This window comes from Streptomyces parvus (assembly GCF_032121415.1).
GTDB lineage: Bacteria > Actinomycetota > Actinomycetes > Streptomycetales > Streptomycetaceae > Streptomyces > Streptomyces globisporus_A.
The window spans coordinates 789,870-802,968 of the sequence record NZ_CP135079.1 but is presented as its reverse complement, the minus strand read 5'-3'; the positions used below and the strand labels follow the sequence as shown (position 1 = coordinate 802,968).

Here is a 13,099-nt window from a genome sequence, read left to right as displayed (position 1 = left end):
CATGACCACCCCCCTGCTGCTCCTCGCGGCGGCCTTCCTCCTCATCCTCGCCAACGGCTTCTTCGTGGCAGCCGAATTCGGGCTCGTCACCGTGGACCGGCCGGACGCCGAACGAGCCGCCGCCGAGGGCGACCGACGGGCCCGCACCGTCGTCCGCGCCCTGCGCGAACTCTCCTTCCAGCTCTCCGGCACCCAGCTCGGCATCACCATCACTTCCCTGGTGGTGGGCATGCTCGCCGAACCGGCCCTCGCCCAGCTGCTCGCCGGACCCCTGACGGCCACCGGACTGCCCGCAGGGGCCGTGTCCGGTGTCGCGGTCGTCGTCGGCATGCTGCTGGCCTCTGCCGTCCAGATGATCGTCGGCGAACTCGTACCGAAGAACTGGGCGGTCTCCCGGCCGCTCCAGGTGGCCCGCTTCGTCGCCGGACCGCAGGCCCGCTTCGCGGCCCTCCTGCGACCGGTGATCACCCTCCTCAACGCCCTGGCCAACCGGCTGGTCCGCCTCTTCGGGGTCGAGCCCACCGACGAACTGGCCTCCGCCCGCACCCCGGGCGAACTGGTCTCCCTCGCCCGGCACTCCGCCGAGGCCGGGACCCTGGAACAGGACACCGCCGACCTCTTCGTCCGGACCCTCTCGCTGGCCGGTCTCACCGCCCAGCACGTGATGACCCCCCGGGTGAAGGTCAGCGCCCTGCACTCCGCCGCGACCGCCGAGGACGTCCTCAACCTCACCCGCGCCACCGGTCTCTCCCGCTTCCCGGTCTACCGGGACCGCATCGACGAGGTCATCGGCATGGTCCACCTCAAGGACGCCCTCGCCGTCCCCGCCCACGAGCGCCTGCGCACCCCGACCGGCCGGATCGCCGTCGCCCCGCTCCTGGTGCCCGGCACGCTGCCGGTGGAACACCTGCTGCGGCGGCTGCGCCACGAACAGCCGATAGCCGTGGTCGTCGACGAGTACGGCGGCACCGCCGGCGTCGTCACGCTGGAGGACATCATCGAGGAACTCGTCGGCGAGGTCCGCGACGAGCACGACGCCGAGGGCGCCGGCCGCCCCGAGCTGACCTCCGCCACCGGCGAGGACGGCCGCCCCGCATGGGACGCCGAGGGCAGCTGCCGGGTCCACACCCTGCGCCGCGGCGGCCTGGACGTCCCCGACGGACCGTACGAGACCGTCGCCGGGCTCGTCGCGGAACTCCTGGGCCGCATCCCCGCCCCCGGCGATGCGGCCGAACTCCCCGGCTGGCGGATCACCGTCCGCCAGGTCGGCCACAACCGCGCCGAACGCGTCCGGTTCACCCGGACGTCCGACCCGCTGCCGGAACCGGCCGCACCGGGTCTGCTGGAGGCCGCGCGATGAGCCTGCTCCAACTCCTCCTCGCCGTCCTCCTCGTGCTGGCGAACGGGTTCTTCGTCGGCGCGGAGTTCGCCCTCGTCTCGGTCCGCCGCAGCCAGATCGAACCGTTGGCCGCCCAGGGGTCGGGCCGGGCCCGCACGGTCCTGCACGGCCTGGAGAACCTGCCGCAGATGATGGCCGCCGCCCAGTTCGGCATCACCGTCTGCTCCCTCACCCTCGGAGCCGTCGCCGAGCCGACCGTCGCCCACCTGCTGGAGCCGGTCTTCCACGCGGCGCACGTCCCCGACGGGCTCGTCCACCCCCTGGGCTTCGCCCTCGCGCTGCTGTCCGTGGTGGTCCTGCACCTGGTCATCGGCGAGATGGTCCCGAAGAACCTCGCGATGGCGGCGCCCGAGCGGACCGCGCTGTGGCTGAGCCCCGGCCTGGTCGCCTTCGCCCGGCTCTGCCGCCCGGTCACCACCGCGCTCGGCGCCTGTGCCGGCCTGGTGCTGCGGCTCTTCGGCGTCGAGCCGAAGGACGAGGTGGAGGCCGTCTTCACCAGTGAGCAGCTCAACCGGCTCGTGGAGGACTCCGGACAGGCCGGCCTCCTCGGACCGGAGGCGGCGATGCGCCTGGAGGACGCCCTCGAACTGGGCAGCAGGCCCGTCGCCGGCGTCCTGCTGGAGCGGGAGTCCCTGGTCACCGTCGACCCGTCGGTGACCCCGCGCCGGATCGAGGAGCTGACGGTACGCACCGGCTTCTCCCGCTTCCCGGTCTGCGTGGAGGGCGGCGGCCCCTTCATGGGCTACCTCCACGTCAAGGACGTCCTGGAGCTGGAGGACGCCGACCGCGCGGTCCCGCAGCAGATCTGGCGTCCGATGGCGACCGTACGGGCCGAACTCCCGCTGGACGACGCCCTGACCGTGATGCGCCGCGCCGCCACGCACCTCGCCCAGGTCGCCGACGGATCGGGCCGGGTCCTCGGCCTGGTCGCCATGGAGGACGTTCTGGAGATGCTGGTGGGGGAGGTACGCGACCCGGCCCACCGGGTGGTGTCCGTGCCCCGCCGTACGGTGGACGTCCCCCGGACACCGGGGCGGCCGACATCCGGGGCCCTCGTGCACTGAGACGGCGGTGAGGGCCGGGGCCGGGAGCCGACGCTCCCGCCCGGCCCTCACACCGCACCCGGCTCCTGCTTGCCCCGGCCCACCGGGCCGCGCCCCGACAGCACCTCGCCGTAGGCCTGCATCAGATCCCCGAGCCGCAGCGTCGACAGGTCCTCCCGGGTCAGCTCGCCCGTATAGCCGGAGAGCCGCAGATCACGGTAGGCGCAGCTCTTCTCGTACAGCGTCCGCAGGAAACGGCCGTTGCCCAGCTCGTCGATCCACCCCTGGTCCACCACATGGCCGCTGATGGAGCGCAGCTCGTCCACCGCCTCCTCGTCCCACACGTCGTCGTTCTCGGCGGCCAGGACGCTGCCGATCGCGGTGAGTTCGAGCGGCCGGTAGCTGGGGAAGTCGACCCGGGTGGTGAACCGGGAGGAGAGTCCCGGGTTGGTGGCGAGCAGCCGGTCCATGCCTTCCGGATACCCCGCGAGGATGACGACGAGATGGTCCCGGTTGTCCTCGGCCCGCTTGAGAAGCACCTGCAACGCCTCGTCGCCGTACGCGTCGCCCTTGCTGTATCCGGAGTTGGCCAGGCTGTACGCCTCGTCGACGAACAGCACCCCGCCGAGCGCCGAGTCGATCAGCTCGTTCGCCTTCACCGCCGTCTGGCCCAGGAACTCCCCGACCAGGTCCGAGCGTTGGGCCTCGACCAGATGATCGCCGCCGAGCAGCCCGAGGGCGTAGAAGACCCTGCCCAGGATGCGGGCCACCGTGGTCTTGCCGGTGCCCGAGGGCCCGGAGAAGACGAAGTGGCGCTTCGGCGGCTGCACGGGCAGACCCTGCTCGGCCCGCCGCCGGGCCATGTTCAACTGCGCCGAGAGCGCCTTGACCTGCCGCTTGACCGGCTCCAGGCCGACCATCCGCTCCAGCTGCGCGAGCGCCTCGGCCAACAGGACGGGATCGCTGGGCCCGGCCGGGAAGGGCGGCGGCTTGCGGGTCTTGGTCCGCCGGGCCCCCTCGACGGGGACGGGCGGACCGGGGAGCGGATCGTCGCCGAGCAGCCCCGCCTCGCCGACCGGCCAGGACTCGCGCCCGTCCACCAGATCGGTGCCGAGCAGCGCGTCGGCCTCCGGCTGCGCCTCCGTCCCCGCGCCCCCCGAACCGAAACCGGTCAGGGTCACGGCGGCCAGATCCGCCGACTCGTCGAACCCGTCGCCCTCCACGAGCGCCGCCAGCCGGGCGGAGGTGTCCATGAAGGCCGGGTCCACCCGGTGCACCGCCCGGTACAGCGGCAGGGCGGCGGCGCTGCGCCCGGTGCCCTCATGGGCCCGCGCCAGCCAGTAGCGCAGCTCCTTGCGCTGCGGCTGCTCGCTGCGACAGCGCATCAGCGCGGCCGACAGCAGCGGCTCCGCCTGCCCGAACATCTCCAGCCGCACCCGGGCCATTCCGCCGAACAGGCCCGCCTCGATGCCCAGCATCGGATCGTCGACGAGCTGCTCGGTGCAGCGCACCAACTGCTCCCAGTCCTTGACCAGATACGCGCGGCAGGCGTGCAGGAACCGCACCTGCGGGTCCGTGTCCACCGGCGGCAGTCCGGCCAACGCCCGGTCCAGCTCGGGCACATGGCGTCCGTCCAGCCAGTGCGAGGCGTGCGCCAGCAGCAGATCGCGCGGGCTCTCCAGCACCGGCTGTACCCACCAGCCCAGCCAGTACCAGGAGTTGAGCGTACGGCGGTGGCGGGCACGCTGTTCGCCGAAGCGGTCGCGGTGCCGGTACATGCGTAACAGGGCCGCGGTGGTGTCGATGCGCAGCGCATGGAGGCCGAGCCAGCCGTCCGCCATGCCGGGATCGATCCGCACCGCGGCTCTGAACTCCTCCTCGGCCTGCGGGTAGGCGCCCATCGTGTAGGCGTCCAGGCCACGCAGCCAGGCGAGGTCGGCGGGGGCTCCAGCGCCCTGTGTGCCGATGTCCATCAGGTCCCCCACAAACCGTGCCCCCAGGATGTCCCGCCCGCACAGCATGCCCACCTGAGCGTGCTGAATCACGGCGTGGAGGAAGGGAATTGACCACACCGAGGTGCATCGTACCCGCGCACAGGGGGAGTGACGGCGCAACAGCCGGCCCTCAGGGGTGGTGACCGAGGGTGAGTGACTCGCTCTGCGTAGTCGCCAAGCGGTGGAGGGAGCACAGGGCGAAGCCCCCGATCACGGGGGAACAACCGGGGGCTTCGCGTCTGCGGGGGCTCCGAAAAGCCGCACAATGAGAACGTAAGACCAGTAAGGCCCCCCGGTCAAGCAGAGTTGGGGCACTTCCGGGCCGATTTCCGACTGCTCAGTATGGCGGGGCGGCCTGGCTACGGTATGTGATGTTCCGGTTCGCTCCCGCTGTCGCGCGAGGCCCCGGCAGCCACGCGTACCCCTCGGGCAACTGGCGTACCAGCGCGTCGGCGTACGGCCGGGAGGGGTCCCCGGCGAAGTGCCGTTCCTCGGCGAGCGTCCACCCGTCCCAGAACCCGGTGAGCCCGGCCCCGTCCCGGCGCCGGCCCCGCTCCCACGATGTCTCCCGGTCCAGCTCCATCCAGCACAGCGCCGCCAGCTGCGGCCGCACCTCCCGGCGCCCCGCGCCGACCCCCTCCACCAGCACCACCGGGGCCGGCTCCAGGGCTCGCGCCGGCCCGAAGCGGCGCTCCGTCCAGTCGTACGGGGCATAGTGGGCGCGCTCGCCGCGCGAGAGCGGCAGGAGCACCTGCTCCCGCAGCCGCCCCGTCCACCCGAACAACTCCTCGTGCGTGGCGAGATCGTCCAGATGGAGGACCGGGGCACCGCCCAGCGCCGCCGCGAGGCGGGCGGTGAAGGTGCTCTTGCCCGAACCGGCGTGCCCGTCGACCGCGACGAGCCGGACCGGTCCGCAGGAGGGGGGCAGTGCGGCGAGGTCATCGGCGTGGCGGGCCAGGTCGTCCATGGCCCCAGGGTACGTTCCGGCACGCGGGGACCAGGGAACCGCCGCAGGTCATGCCAGTGGTCCAGACCCATATCGGTTCGGCGGCGACCGTCGAACCGCTGGTCCGATCCGCCCCGGAACCGGGATAGTTGGCGAACCGCACGGCATCCGAACCGCACCGAACCGCACGGCATCCCAGACCACCTTCCGCATCCGACCGGGGGTCACGACCATGACCAGTCCGACTTCGCGCAGAACCGTTCTGACCGCCGCGCTCGCCGCCGCGGCGACCGCGGGCACGGTGGCCGCCTCCGCCGTGCCCGCGTCCGCCGCCCCGTCCGCGCCCGCAGGCCCCTCCGCAACCCCGGGGGCCCTCGTGGACAACCGCTTCTGGCACACCTACACCGACTGGCGCTGCGGCACCGGCGACGGCACCCGGCTCCTCGCCGGCGCCCGCCCCGGCCTGGTGATCGCCGCCCCGGCCGGCCGCGTCGACCACACCGACCCGCACACCGGGGAGACGGCGGCCTGGGACTACGCCACCTGGACCTCGCCGGTCCACCGCTCCGCCGTCCCGGCCACCGAGGTGATCGCCTCGTGGAACGCCCGTACGCCGGCCGGCACCTGGATCCAGGTCGAGCTGAGCGGCCGGTACGCCGACGGCACCGCGACCCCCTGGTTCGTGATGGGCCGCTGGGCGGCGGGCGACGGCGACATCCGCCGTACCTCCGTCGACGGCCAGGGCGACCCGCACAGCACCGTGTGGACGGACACCCTCTCGGTGGACGACCCGGCGAGCGGCGTACGCGTGGTCTCCTTCCGGCTGAGGCTGACGCTGTACCGCGCCCCCGGCAGCCGCCTCACCCCGACCGTGTGGCGGGTCGGCGCGATGGCCTCCGACGTGCCCGACCGCTTCACCGTGCCCGAGACCGCCCCCGGGCCCGCCCGCGAACTGCCGGTGCCCCGCTACTCGCAGAACATCCACATCGGGCAGTACCCCGAGTACGACAACGGCGGCGAGGCGTGGTGCAGCCCCACCTCCTCGCAGATGATCATCGAGTACTGGGGCCGGAAGCCCACCGCGGAGGACCTCGCCTGGGTCAAGCCCGGCCTGCCCGACCCCCAGGTCTGCCACGCCGCCCGCAACACCTACGACTACCAGTACGGGGGCTGCGGCAACTGGCCGTTCAACGCCGCCTACGCCGCCACGTACCGCGACATGAACGCCGTCGTCACCCGGCTCGGCTCGCTCACCGACGTGGAGCGGCTGGTCCGCGCCGGAATCCCCGTCATCACCTCGCAGTCCTTCCTGAAGGAGGAGCTGACCGGCGCCGGATACGGCACGTCGGGCCACCTGATGACGGTCATCGGCTTCACCCCCGGGGGTGACGTCGTCGCGAACGACCCCGCGTCTCCCGACAACGACGCGGTACGCCGGGTCTACCGCCGGCGCGAGTTCGAGAACATCTGGCTCAGGACCAAGCGCTACGACGCCGAGGGGAAGGTCAGAAGCGGGACGGGCGGCGTCTGCTACGTGTACTGGCCCGACCGGCCGACGCCCTCCCGGCAGCGGGTCCTGCGGTCGCTCGGGCTGGTGTGAGCATGCCCGGATCCGCGGCCGTCCCGATGACGGCCGCGGCCGGAGCGGCCGAGGGCAAAGCGCCCTCGGCGTAACGGAGTTGCTGGAGCCCGGGGTGGTGTCGTGCTTCGCGTGGCGGGCGCCGGCGCCCGACGTCGCGACGCACGCGGGCGTCGGCCGCACGTGACGGCTCGTCCCCGGGGCCGGCGTTCCTCGCCGCCGGCCCCGGGGAGCCTCATCCGGTCACCGTGAGGCGGTGCGCCGTCGGCGCACCGCCCCCACCACCGTGTCGACCACCAGGAACCCGGCCAGGGTCACCCCCAGGACCGGCAGCGTCCAGCCCAGGGCGGCCACGGCCGGGATGCCCAGGACGAGGGCGGGCAGCGGGATCCGCCGCCAGGCCCCGCGCTCGGGGGGCTTGCCGACCGGCGCGGGCCGGTCGCCCCGGGTGGGCCGCCGCTGCCACCACATGCGGTAACCCCAGACGATCACGGCGGTCAGACCGAGGGCGACGAGCGCCAGGACGATCTGGTTGACGACCCCGAACAGCACCCCCATGTGGCCCTGCACGCCCAGCTTGCTGAGCTTGTTGAGGGCCGGGTGGTCGGCCCAGCGGGTGCGCGAGGTGATCTCGCCGCTCGTGGTGTCCAGGGCCACCCGGTCGTAGTGCACGGGCCAGGTGTTGTCGGTCTGCGCCACGACCCACGCGCTCGCCGCGTCCGCCGGGGGCGTCACCTCCACGATCCCGCCGAGGCCCGCGCCCCGGGCCGCCGCGAGGGCCGCGTCGAAGTCCGCCGGATCGGCGTCGGCGGTCGCTCCGCCGGAACCGCCGTGCCCGGCGTGCTCCGAGTGGTCCTCGGCGGGCGTATCGGCCCCGGGCAGCGCCGTGTCGAGTACCGGGGCGGTGCCGTTCGCCGCGTCCAGCAGCCGCCCGAACCGCTCGCCTCCGTAGTTCGACCAGGTCAGGCCCGTGGCGCTCAGGAACAGCAGTCCCAGGGCCAGCCACACCCCGGCGGTCGCGTGCCGGCTGCGGGTCCGCCGTACCCCCTTGGCCGTACGGTCCGGAAGCAGCACGCCCCGGGCCGAGCCGGCGCGCAGTCCCCGGGCGCGCCCGAGCCACAGCACCAGGCCGCCCACGACCGCCACCCACAGCCAGCTCGCGGCGAGCTCGGAGTAGAGGCGGCCCGTCTCGCCGAGGTGGAGATTGCGGTGCAGGTCGTCGAGCCAGGTGGTGAGCGGTGTCGACCCGAACCAGGTCGTCAGCTCGCCCCGCACCTCGGCGGTGTACGGGTCGACGAACACCGTGCGCTGGTTCTCCCCCAGCTCCGGCACCGCGAGCACCACCCGGGTGGTGTCCTCGGGACCCGGCGGAGTGATCACCGACGCCAGGGTGCCCTCGGGGTGCGCGGCCCGAGCGGCGGCGATCTGCTCGGCCAGCGGGCGCACCTCGTCCCCGACCCGGTCGACCCGGAGCTGGTCGCCGTAGAGGAGCCGGTCGAGCTGGGGCGTCAGCGTGTAGGCCAGCCCGGTCAGCGCGGCCACCAGCAGGAAGGGGGCGACGAGCACCCCGGCGTAGAAGTGCAGCCGGACCAGGAGATGCCGCACCTCCGCCCAGGAGCGGGCCGGGCGCGGCCGCCCGGACGAGGCTCTCGCCGCGCCGTCCGGTCTCCCGGCGGCCGGATCCTGGGCCTTCCCCTCTTGCTCGCCCTGCCCTTGTTCGTTCTGCGGTATTTCTTCGGTTCTGTGGTACATGGATGCTCCTCGGATGGCGGACGGTGACGGACGCGCGCCCGACGGCTCCCGCACGCATGACTGATGGACGCCGGAGCGGTTCCGGCGTCGGTGCAGGTGAGGGGAGAGGTCAGGCCGAGGCCGCCACGGGCGGCCCGCGCCGGGACCGGGACCGGGCGAGGAGCGCCCCGAACCGGATCCGCACCACCACCGGCGGCATCGGGCGCGACCGGGGCGGGCAGGGGAGCGACGGGGCCGACCGGAGGGCGGCGCGCGGGGCGAGCAGCGCCCCGAGGCGTCGCAGCACCCGCTCCCCGTGCAGCACGCAGAGGGCCGACCCCAGCGTGGCCGCGGCGTGGGCCAGGGCCATCCCGGCGTCCATGGCATGCGCGGCCCCGGGCGCCCCGGCCAGGTGGTGCTGGGGCCCGTGCCCGTGCCCGGCGGGCATTTCGGGGTGCGTGCCTCCACCGAGGGCCGGGAGGAAGTGGAAGGCGTTGTGCAGGGCGAACTGGGTCGCCCCGAGCACCAGGACCACGACGTCGAAGCGCGGCTTCCGGCCGCCGAGCAGCAGGACGCCCTGCGCGGCCAGGGTGAGGAACAGGAGCGCGAGCGCGCCCGCCCCGGGCAGACGTCCGCCCGCCGCGCCATGGCTCGCGGCACCGAGGGCCAGGCACGCCGAACCGCAGAGCAGGCCCCCGGCCGCTCGCCTCGGCAGGCCACCCGGTGCACGCATGGAGACAAGGCAGCCAGCCGCCTGGGGCGGCCCGGCGCGGGGTGCGGCGTGCGGCTGGGTGCCGCGGTCTCTTCCCATGGGGCAGTAGTCGGCCGGATGGCCGAAAAAGTTCCCGCCGCTGTCCGGCTCCGGAAAGGAGCCCGTCCCCGACGCCTTCGCCCGGGGGCCGGCCGTGGTCACCGGGATTCCGCGGGCCGGGATCTCCAGGGGCGGCACGCTGTGGCGTCGCCCACAGCGGACCTCGGCCTCCGCCCCCGTCCCGGCGGACTTTTCCGTGCCGTCACGGGGGAGCGGTACGCCCCCCGGCGCTGAGGTGGCGCCGGGCCGTGACCGGGATCTCGTTCTGTCCGGGCCGGGGTGCTGGCACGCTGGTCGGGTCCCCAGGGGGCGGGGCCCCTGCCGCAGCCGCACGAAGAGTGAGACGCCCATGACCGCGACCAGCGCCGCAGCACACGCCCACCACGCCCGCCGGGCCCGTACCGGGGGCCCCGAGGACGGCTCGAAGCTGATGGAGCACATCGCCGGCTGGGCCTTCGTCGTCGTGTTCGCGATGCTCGTCACCCGGATCGGCCTGTTCTAGGGCTTGTCGTCGCGGCCGGAAACGGCTGTGGGGGTGGCGAACCGCCACCCCCACAGCCGCGCGGCCGGCTAGTCGATCGCCTTGATCAGCTCGCCCTTCGTCGTGTCACCGCTCAGCTCCCAGAAGAACGTGCCGCCGAGGCCCTGCTCGTTCTTGTAGGTCATCTTGGTGCCGATGGTCTCCGGGGTGTCGTAGCTCCACCAGTTGTTCCCGCAGTGCGCGTACGCCGTGCCCGCGACCTTGCCCGTGGCCGGGCAGCTGTCCTTGAGGACCTTGTAGTCCTCGATGCCCGGCTCGTACGTGCCCGCCGCCGCCCCGGTGGCGGTGCCGCCCGGCTCGGACCGCGTGACGCCGGTCCAGCCGCGGCCGTAGAAGCCGATGCCCAGCAGCAGCTTCTCCGACGGGATGCCCAGCCCCTTCAGCTTGGAGATCGCGGCGTCGGAGTTGAAGCCCTCCGACGGGATGCCCGGGTAGGAGGTCAGCGGGGAGTGCGGGGCCGTCGGGCCCTGCGCCGCGAACGCGCCGAAGAAGTCGTACGTCATCGGCAGGTACCAGTCGAGGTGCTTCGCCGCGCCCGCGTAGTCGACCGCGTCGATCTTGCCGCCGTCGGAGCCATCCGCCGTGATCGCCGAGGTGATCAGGTTGTCGTTGCCGAAGGCCTTGCGCAGCTCGCCCAGCAGGTTGCCGTACGCGTCGCGGCCGCTGGTGTCACAGGTGAGCCCGCAGGCGTTGGGGTACTCCCAGTCGATGTCGATGCCGTCGAAGACATCGGCCCAGCGGGGGTCCTCCACCAGGTCGTAGCAGGACTTCGCGAACGCGGCCGGGTTCTGCGCGGCCTCACCGAAGCCGCCGGACCAGCTCCAGCCGCCGAAGGACCACAGGACCTTGAGGTCGGGGTGGAGCTTCTTCAGCTTGCGCAACTGGTTGAAGTTGCCCCGCAGTTCCTGGTCCCAGGTGTCGGCGACGCCGTCGACCGACTGGTCGGCGGTGTAGGCCTTCTCGTAGTCGGCGTAGGAGTCGCCGATCTGGCACTTGCCGCCGGTCACGTTGCCGAAGGCGTAGTTGATGTGGGTCAGCTTGTCCGCGGAACCCGACGTCTCGATGTTCTTCACGTGGTAATTGCGGTCGTACGTGCCCCAGTTGGTGAAGTATCCGATCACCTTGTCGCCCGCGGCCGCCGTGGGGGCTGCCTCCTCCGCGGGGGCGGCGGCCGACCGGGCGGTGGGGGTCGCGCCGGCCGGGGACGTGCCCGCGACGCCGAGCAGGGTGGCGCCGAGGGCCGCCGTACAGGCGGCCGCGGCGAGCGCCCGGAGCCGGGCGCGGGGACGGTGCAGCTTGAGCATCGTGGCTCCTCGTGGGGGAGGGCTGGTGCGTGGGGGTGCCGGCCGGGATCCGGGCATGTGCGCCCGGTTGACATGAACGCGGCTGGCATTGGGGGAAACCGTAGGAGGACTAGACCAGTTGGGTCAATGGTTCGGACCAATTCGCTGATCGTTTCCGCCCTCTTCACACCTCCGACCTGCTCTTTGCCCCCGTGACGGAAGGCGTCCGATCGGGCATACTCAAGCCGCCACAGCCGATGACCGCGCCACCCGTGACCCGGGAGGGCAGGATCGGCTGCGCAGTCTGTTTTTCCCGGGATCACCTCCGGGGGATCACCCGGCGGCGCCTCTCCCACCCCGAGCGCGCGACCGCCGCAACGCCCGACAGGGAGGAGAGCGCCGTCATGTCCGACCGTGCCCCGCAGCCGGTGGAACGCCGTCTGCCCACCGAGGAGTCCCGGCAGCTCATCGCGCTCGTGCGCGACATCGTGTCCAAGGAGATCGCTCCCCGGGCGGCCGAGGAGGAGGAAGCGGGCGTCTTCCCCCGCGAGGTCTTCACCCTCCTGTCCGAGTCCGGACTCCTCGGACTCCCGTACGGCTCCGACCACGGCGGCGGTGACCAGCCCTACGAGGTCTACCTCCAGGTCCTGGAGGAACTGGCCGCCGCCCGGCTCACCGTGGGACTCGGCGTCAGCGTCCACTCCCTCGCCTGCCACGCACTCGCCGGATACGGCACCGACGAGCAGCGGGCCGCACACCTCCCGGCGATGCTCTCCGGCGGCCTGCTGGGCGCCTACTGCCTCTCCGAGCCCGCCTCCGGCTCCGACGCCGCTTCCCTGCGCACCAAGGCCGTACGGGACGGGGACGACTGGGTCATCACCGGGACCAAGGCGTGGATCACCCACGGCGGGGTCGCGGACTTCTGCACGGTGCTGGCCAGGACCGGTGTCGAGGGCGCCCGCGGCATCACGGCCTTCCTCGTCCCCGGCGGCGCCGAGGGGCTGAACGCCGCCCTCCCCGAGAAGAAGATGGGGATGAAGGGCTCGCCCACCGCCCAGCTCCACTTCGACGGCGTACGGGTCGGCGACGACCGGCGCATCGGCGAGGAGGGCCAGGGCTTCGCCATCGCCCTGTCCGCACTCGACTCCGGGCGGCTCGGCATCGCCGCGTGTGCCATCGGGGTCGCCCAGGCCGCCCTGGACGAGGCCGTCCGCTACGCCACCGACCGGCGCCAGTTCGGCCGCCCCATCGCGGACTTCCAGGGGCTGCGGTTCATGCTCGCCGACATGGCCACCCAGATCGAGGCCGGCCGGGCGCTGTATCTGGAGGCGGCACGGCTGCGGGACGCGGGGGAGCCCTTCTCCCGGCAGGCCGCCATGGCGAAGCTGTTCTGCACGGACGCGGCCATGCGGGTGACCACCGACGCCGTCCAGGTGCTCGGCGGATACGGCTACACGCTCGATTTCCCGGTGGAACGGCTGATGCGCGAGGCGAAGGTGCTCCAGATCGTGGAGGGCACCAATCAGATCCAGCGCATGGTCATCGCGCGCCACCTCGCGGGTCCCGAGACGCGCTGAACCGCAGAGGTCCCTCGGACCATGCGGGCAGGGCCGCGGCCCGGGCCCACTCCGGGTCGCGGCGCCCCGGCACGGTTCTGCCGGCGCTCTCCCACTGTCTGAGCAGCGCGCTGTAGATCGGTGGATCCACGGGGGCGCCCAGGGGCGAGTTCCCCGTGGATCGGGGCAGCGGCTGTGCGGGTGTTCCCGGCTGCG

Annotated in this window: 10 protein-coding genes; 5 read left to right on the top strand and 5 right to left on the bottom strand. The window is 73.2% G+C overall.

Annotation, left to right across the window (positions count from 1 at the left end; all coding sequences use genetic code 11):
• Position 1: 1 nt before the first annotated feature.
• Entirely contained in the window at positions 2-1,360 is a 1,359-nt protein-coding gene (locus RNL97_RS04630; protein WP_030589472.1) for a hemolysin family protein, read from the top strand.
• Positions 1,357-2,463, top strand: coding sequence for a hemolysin family protein (locus RNL97_RS04625; RefSeq protein WP_030589469.1), 1,107 nt, complete (start codon positions 1,357-1,359; stop codon positions 2,461-2,463). Before RNL97_RS04630 ends, RNL97_RS04625 begins: the two co-directional genes overlap by 4 nt.
• 47 nt (positions 2,464-2,510) lie before the next feature.
• Here the strand turns inward: RNL97_RS04625 and RNL97_RS04620 are convergent, their stop codons facing one another.
• Positions 2,511-4,415, bottom strand: coding sequence for an AAA family ATPase (locus tag RNL97_RS04620; protein ID WP_030589466.1), 1,905 nt, complete (start codon positions 4,413-4,415; stop codon positions 2,511-2,513).
• 358 nt (positions 4,416-4,773) lie between these two features.
• The gene (locus tag RNL97_RS04615; protein ID WP_030589463.1) at positions 4,774-5,403 is read right to left on the bottom strand and encodes a uridine kinase family protein; all 630 of its coding nucleotides are present in this window, start codon (positions 5,401-5,403) and stop codon (positions 4,774-4,776) included.
• A gap of 211 nt (positions 5,404-5,614) precedes the next feature.
• On the opposite strand from RNL97_RS04615, the gene RNL97_RS04610 reads away from it, so the two are divergent.
• Positions 5,615-6,982 (top strand): peptidase C39 family protein, encoded by a 1,368-nt coding sequence (locus RNL97_RS04610; protein ID WP_030589461.1) that lies wholly within the window; start codon positions 5,615-5,617, stop codon positions 6,980-6,982.
• A gap of 222 nt (positions 6,983-7,204) precedes the next feature.
• Here RNL97_RS04610 and RNL97_RS04605 read toward each other — a convergent pair whose 3' ends face one another.
• A complete protein-coding gene (locus tag RNL97_RS04605; RefSeq protein WP_313750410.1) occupies positions 7,205-8,713 on the bottom strand; it encodes a PepSY-associated TM helix domain-containing protein in 1,509 nt (502 codons plus the stop codon).
• Positions 8,714-8,822: 109 nt separating this feature from the next.
• Complete coding sequence (locus RNL97_RS04600) at positions 8,823-9,425, bottom strand: hypothetical protein (protein WP_313750409.1); 603 nt, start codon at positions 9,423-9,425, stop codon at positions 8,823-8,825.
• Positions 9,426-9,852: 427 nt separating this feature from the next.
• Between RNL97_RS04600 and RNL97_RS04595 the strand changes: the two genes are divergently transcribed.
• Entirely contained in the window at positions 9,853-10,005 is a 153-nt protein-coding gene (locus RNL97_RS04595) for an SCO1431 family membrane protein (RefSeq protein ID WP_106978454.1), read from the top strand.
• A 68-nt stretch (positions 10,006-10,073) separates the two neighbouring features.
• On the opposite strand, the gene RNL97_RS04590 is transcribed toward RNL97_RS04595, so the two are convergent.
• Positions 10,074-11,348: a glycoside hydrolase family 18 protein gene (locus RNL97_RS04590; RefSeq protein WP_030589453.1), complete on the bottom strand. Its 1,275-nt coding sequence runs from the start codon at positions 11,346-11,348 to the stop codon at positions 10,074-10,076.
• Positions 11,349-11,731: 383 nt separating this feature from the next.
• Between RNL97_RS04590 and RNL97_RS04585 the strand changes: the two genes are divergently transcribed.
• Positions 11,732-12,904: an acyl-CoA dehydrogenase family protein gene (locus tag RNL97_RS04585; protein ID WP_030589450.1), complete on the top strand. Its 1,173-nt coding sequence runs from the start codon at positions 11,732-11,734 to the stop codon at positions 12,902-12,904.
• The last annotated feature ends 195 nt before the right edge of the window (positions 12,905-13,099 follow it).

Coding starts and splice junctions, on each gene's coding strand:
- RNL97_RS04630 (WP_030589472.1), top strand. CDS start 2: ATGACCACCCCCCTGCTGCTCCTCGCGGCGGCCTTCCTCCTCATCCTC.
- RNL97_RS04625 (WP_030589469.1), top strand. CDS start 1,357: ATGAGCCTGCTCCAACTCCTCCTCGCCGTCCTCCTCGTGCTGGCGAAC.
- RNL97_RS04620 (WP_030589466.1), bottom strand. CDS start 4,415: ATGGACATCGGCACACAGGGCGCTGGAGCCCCCGCCGACCTCGCCTGG.
- RNL97_RS04615 (WP_030589463.1), bottom strand. CDS start 5,403: ATGGACGACCTGGCCCGCCACGCCGATGACCTCGCCGCACTGCCCCCC.
- RNL97_RS04610 (WP_030589461.1), top strand. CDS start 5,615: ATGACCAGTCCGACTTCGCGCAGAACCGTTCTGACCGCCGCGCTCGCC.
- RNL97_RS04605 (WP_313750410.1), bottom strand. CDS start 8,713: ATGTACCACAGAACCGAAGAAATACCGCAGAACGAACAAGGGCAGGGC.
- RNL97_RS04600 (WP_313750409.1), bottom strand. CDS start 9,425: ATGCGTGCACCGGGTGGCCTGCCGAGGCGAGCGGCCGGGGGCCTGCTC.
- RNL97_RS04595 (WP_106978454.1), top strand. CDS start 9,853: ATGACCGCGACCAGCGCCGCAGCACACGCCCACCACGCCCGCCGGGCC.
- RNL97_RS04590 (WP_030589453.1), bottom strand. CDS start 11,348: ATGCTCAAGCTGCACCGTCCCCGCGCCCGGCTCCGGGCGCTCGCCGCG.
- RNL97_RS04585 (WP_030589450.1), top strand. CDS start 11,732: ATGTCCGACCGTGCCCCGCAGCCGGTGGAACGCCGTCTGCCCACCGAG.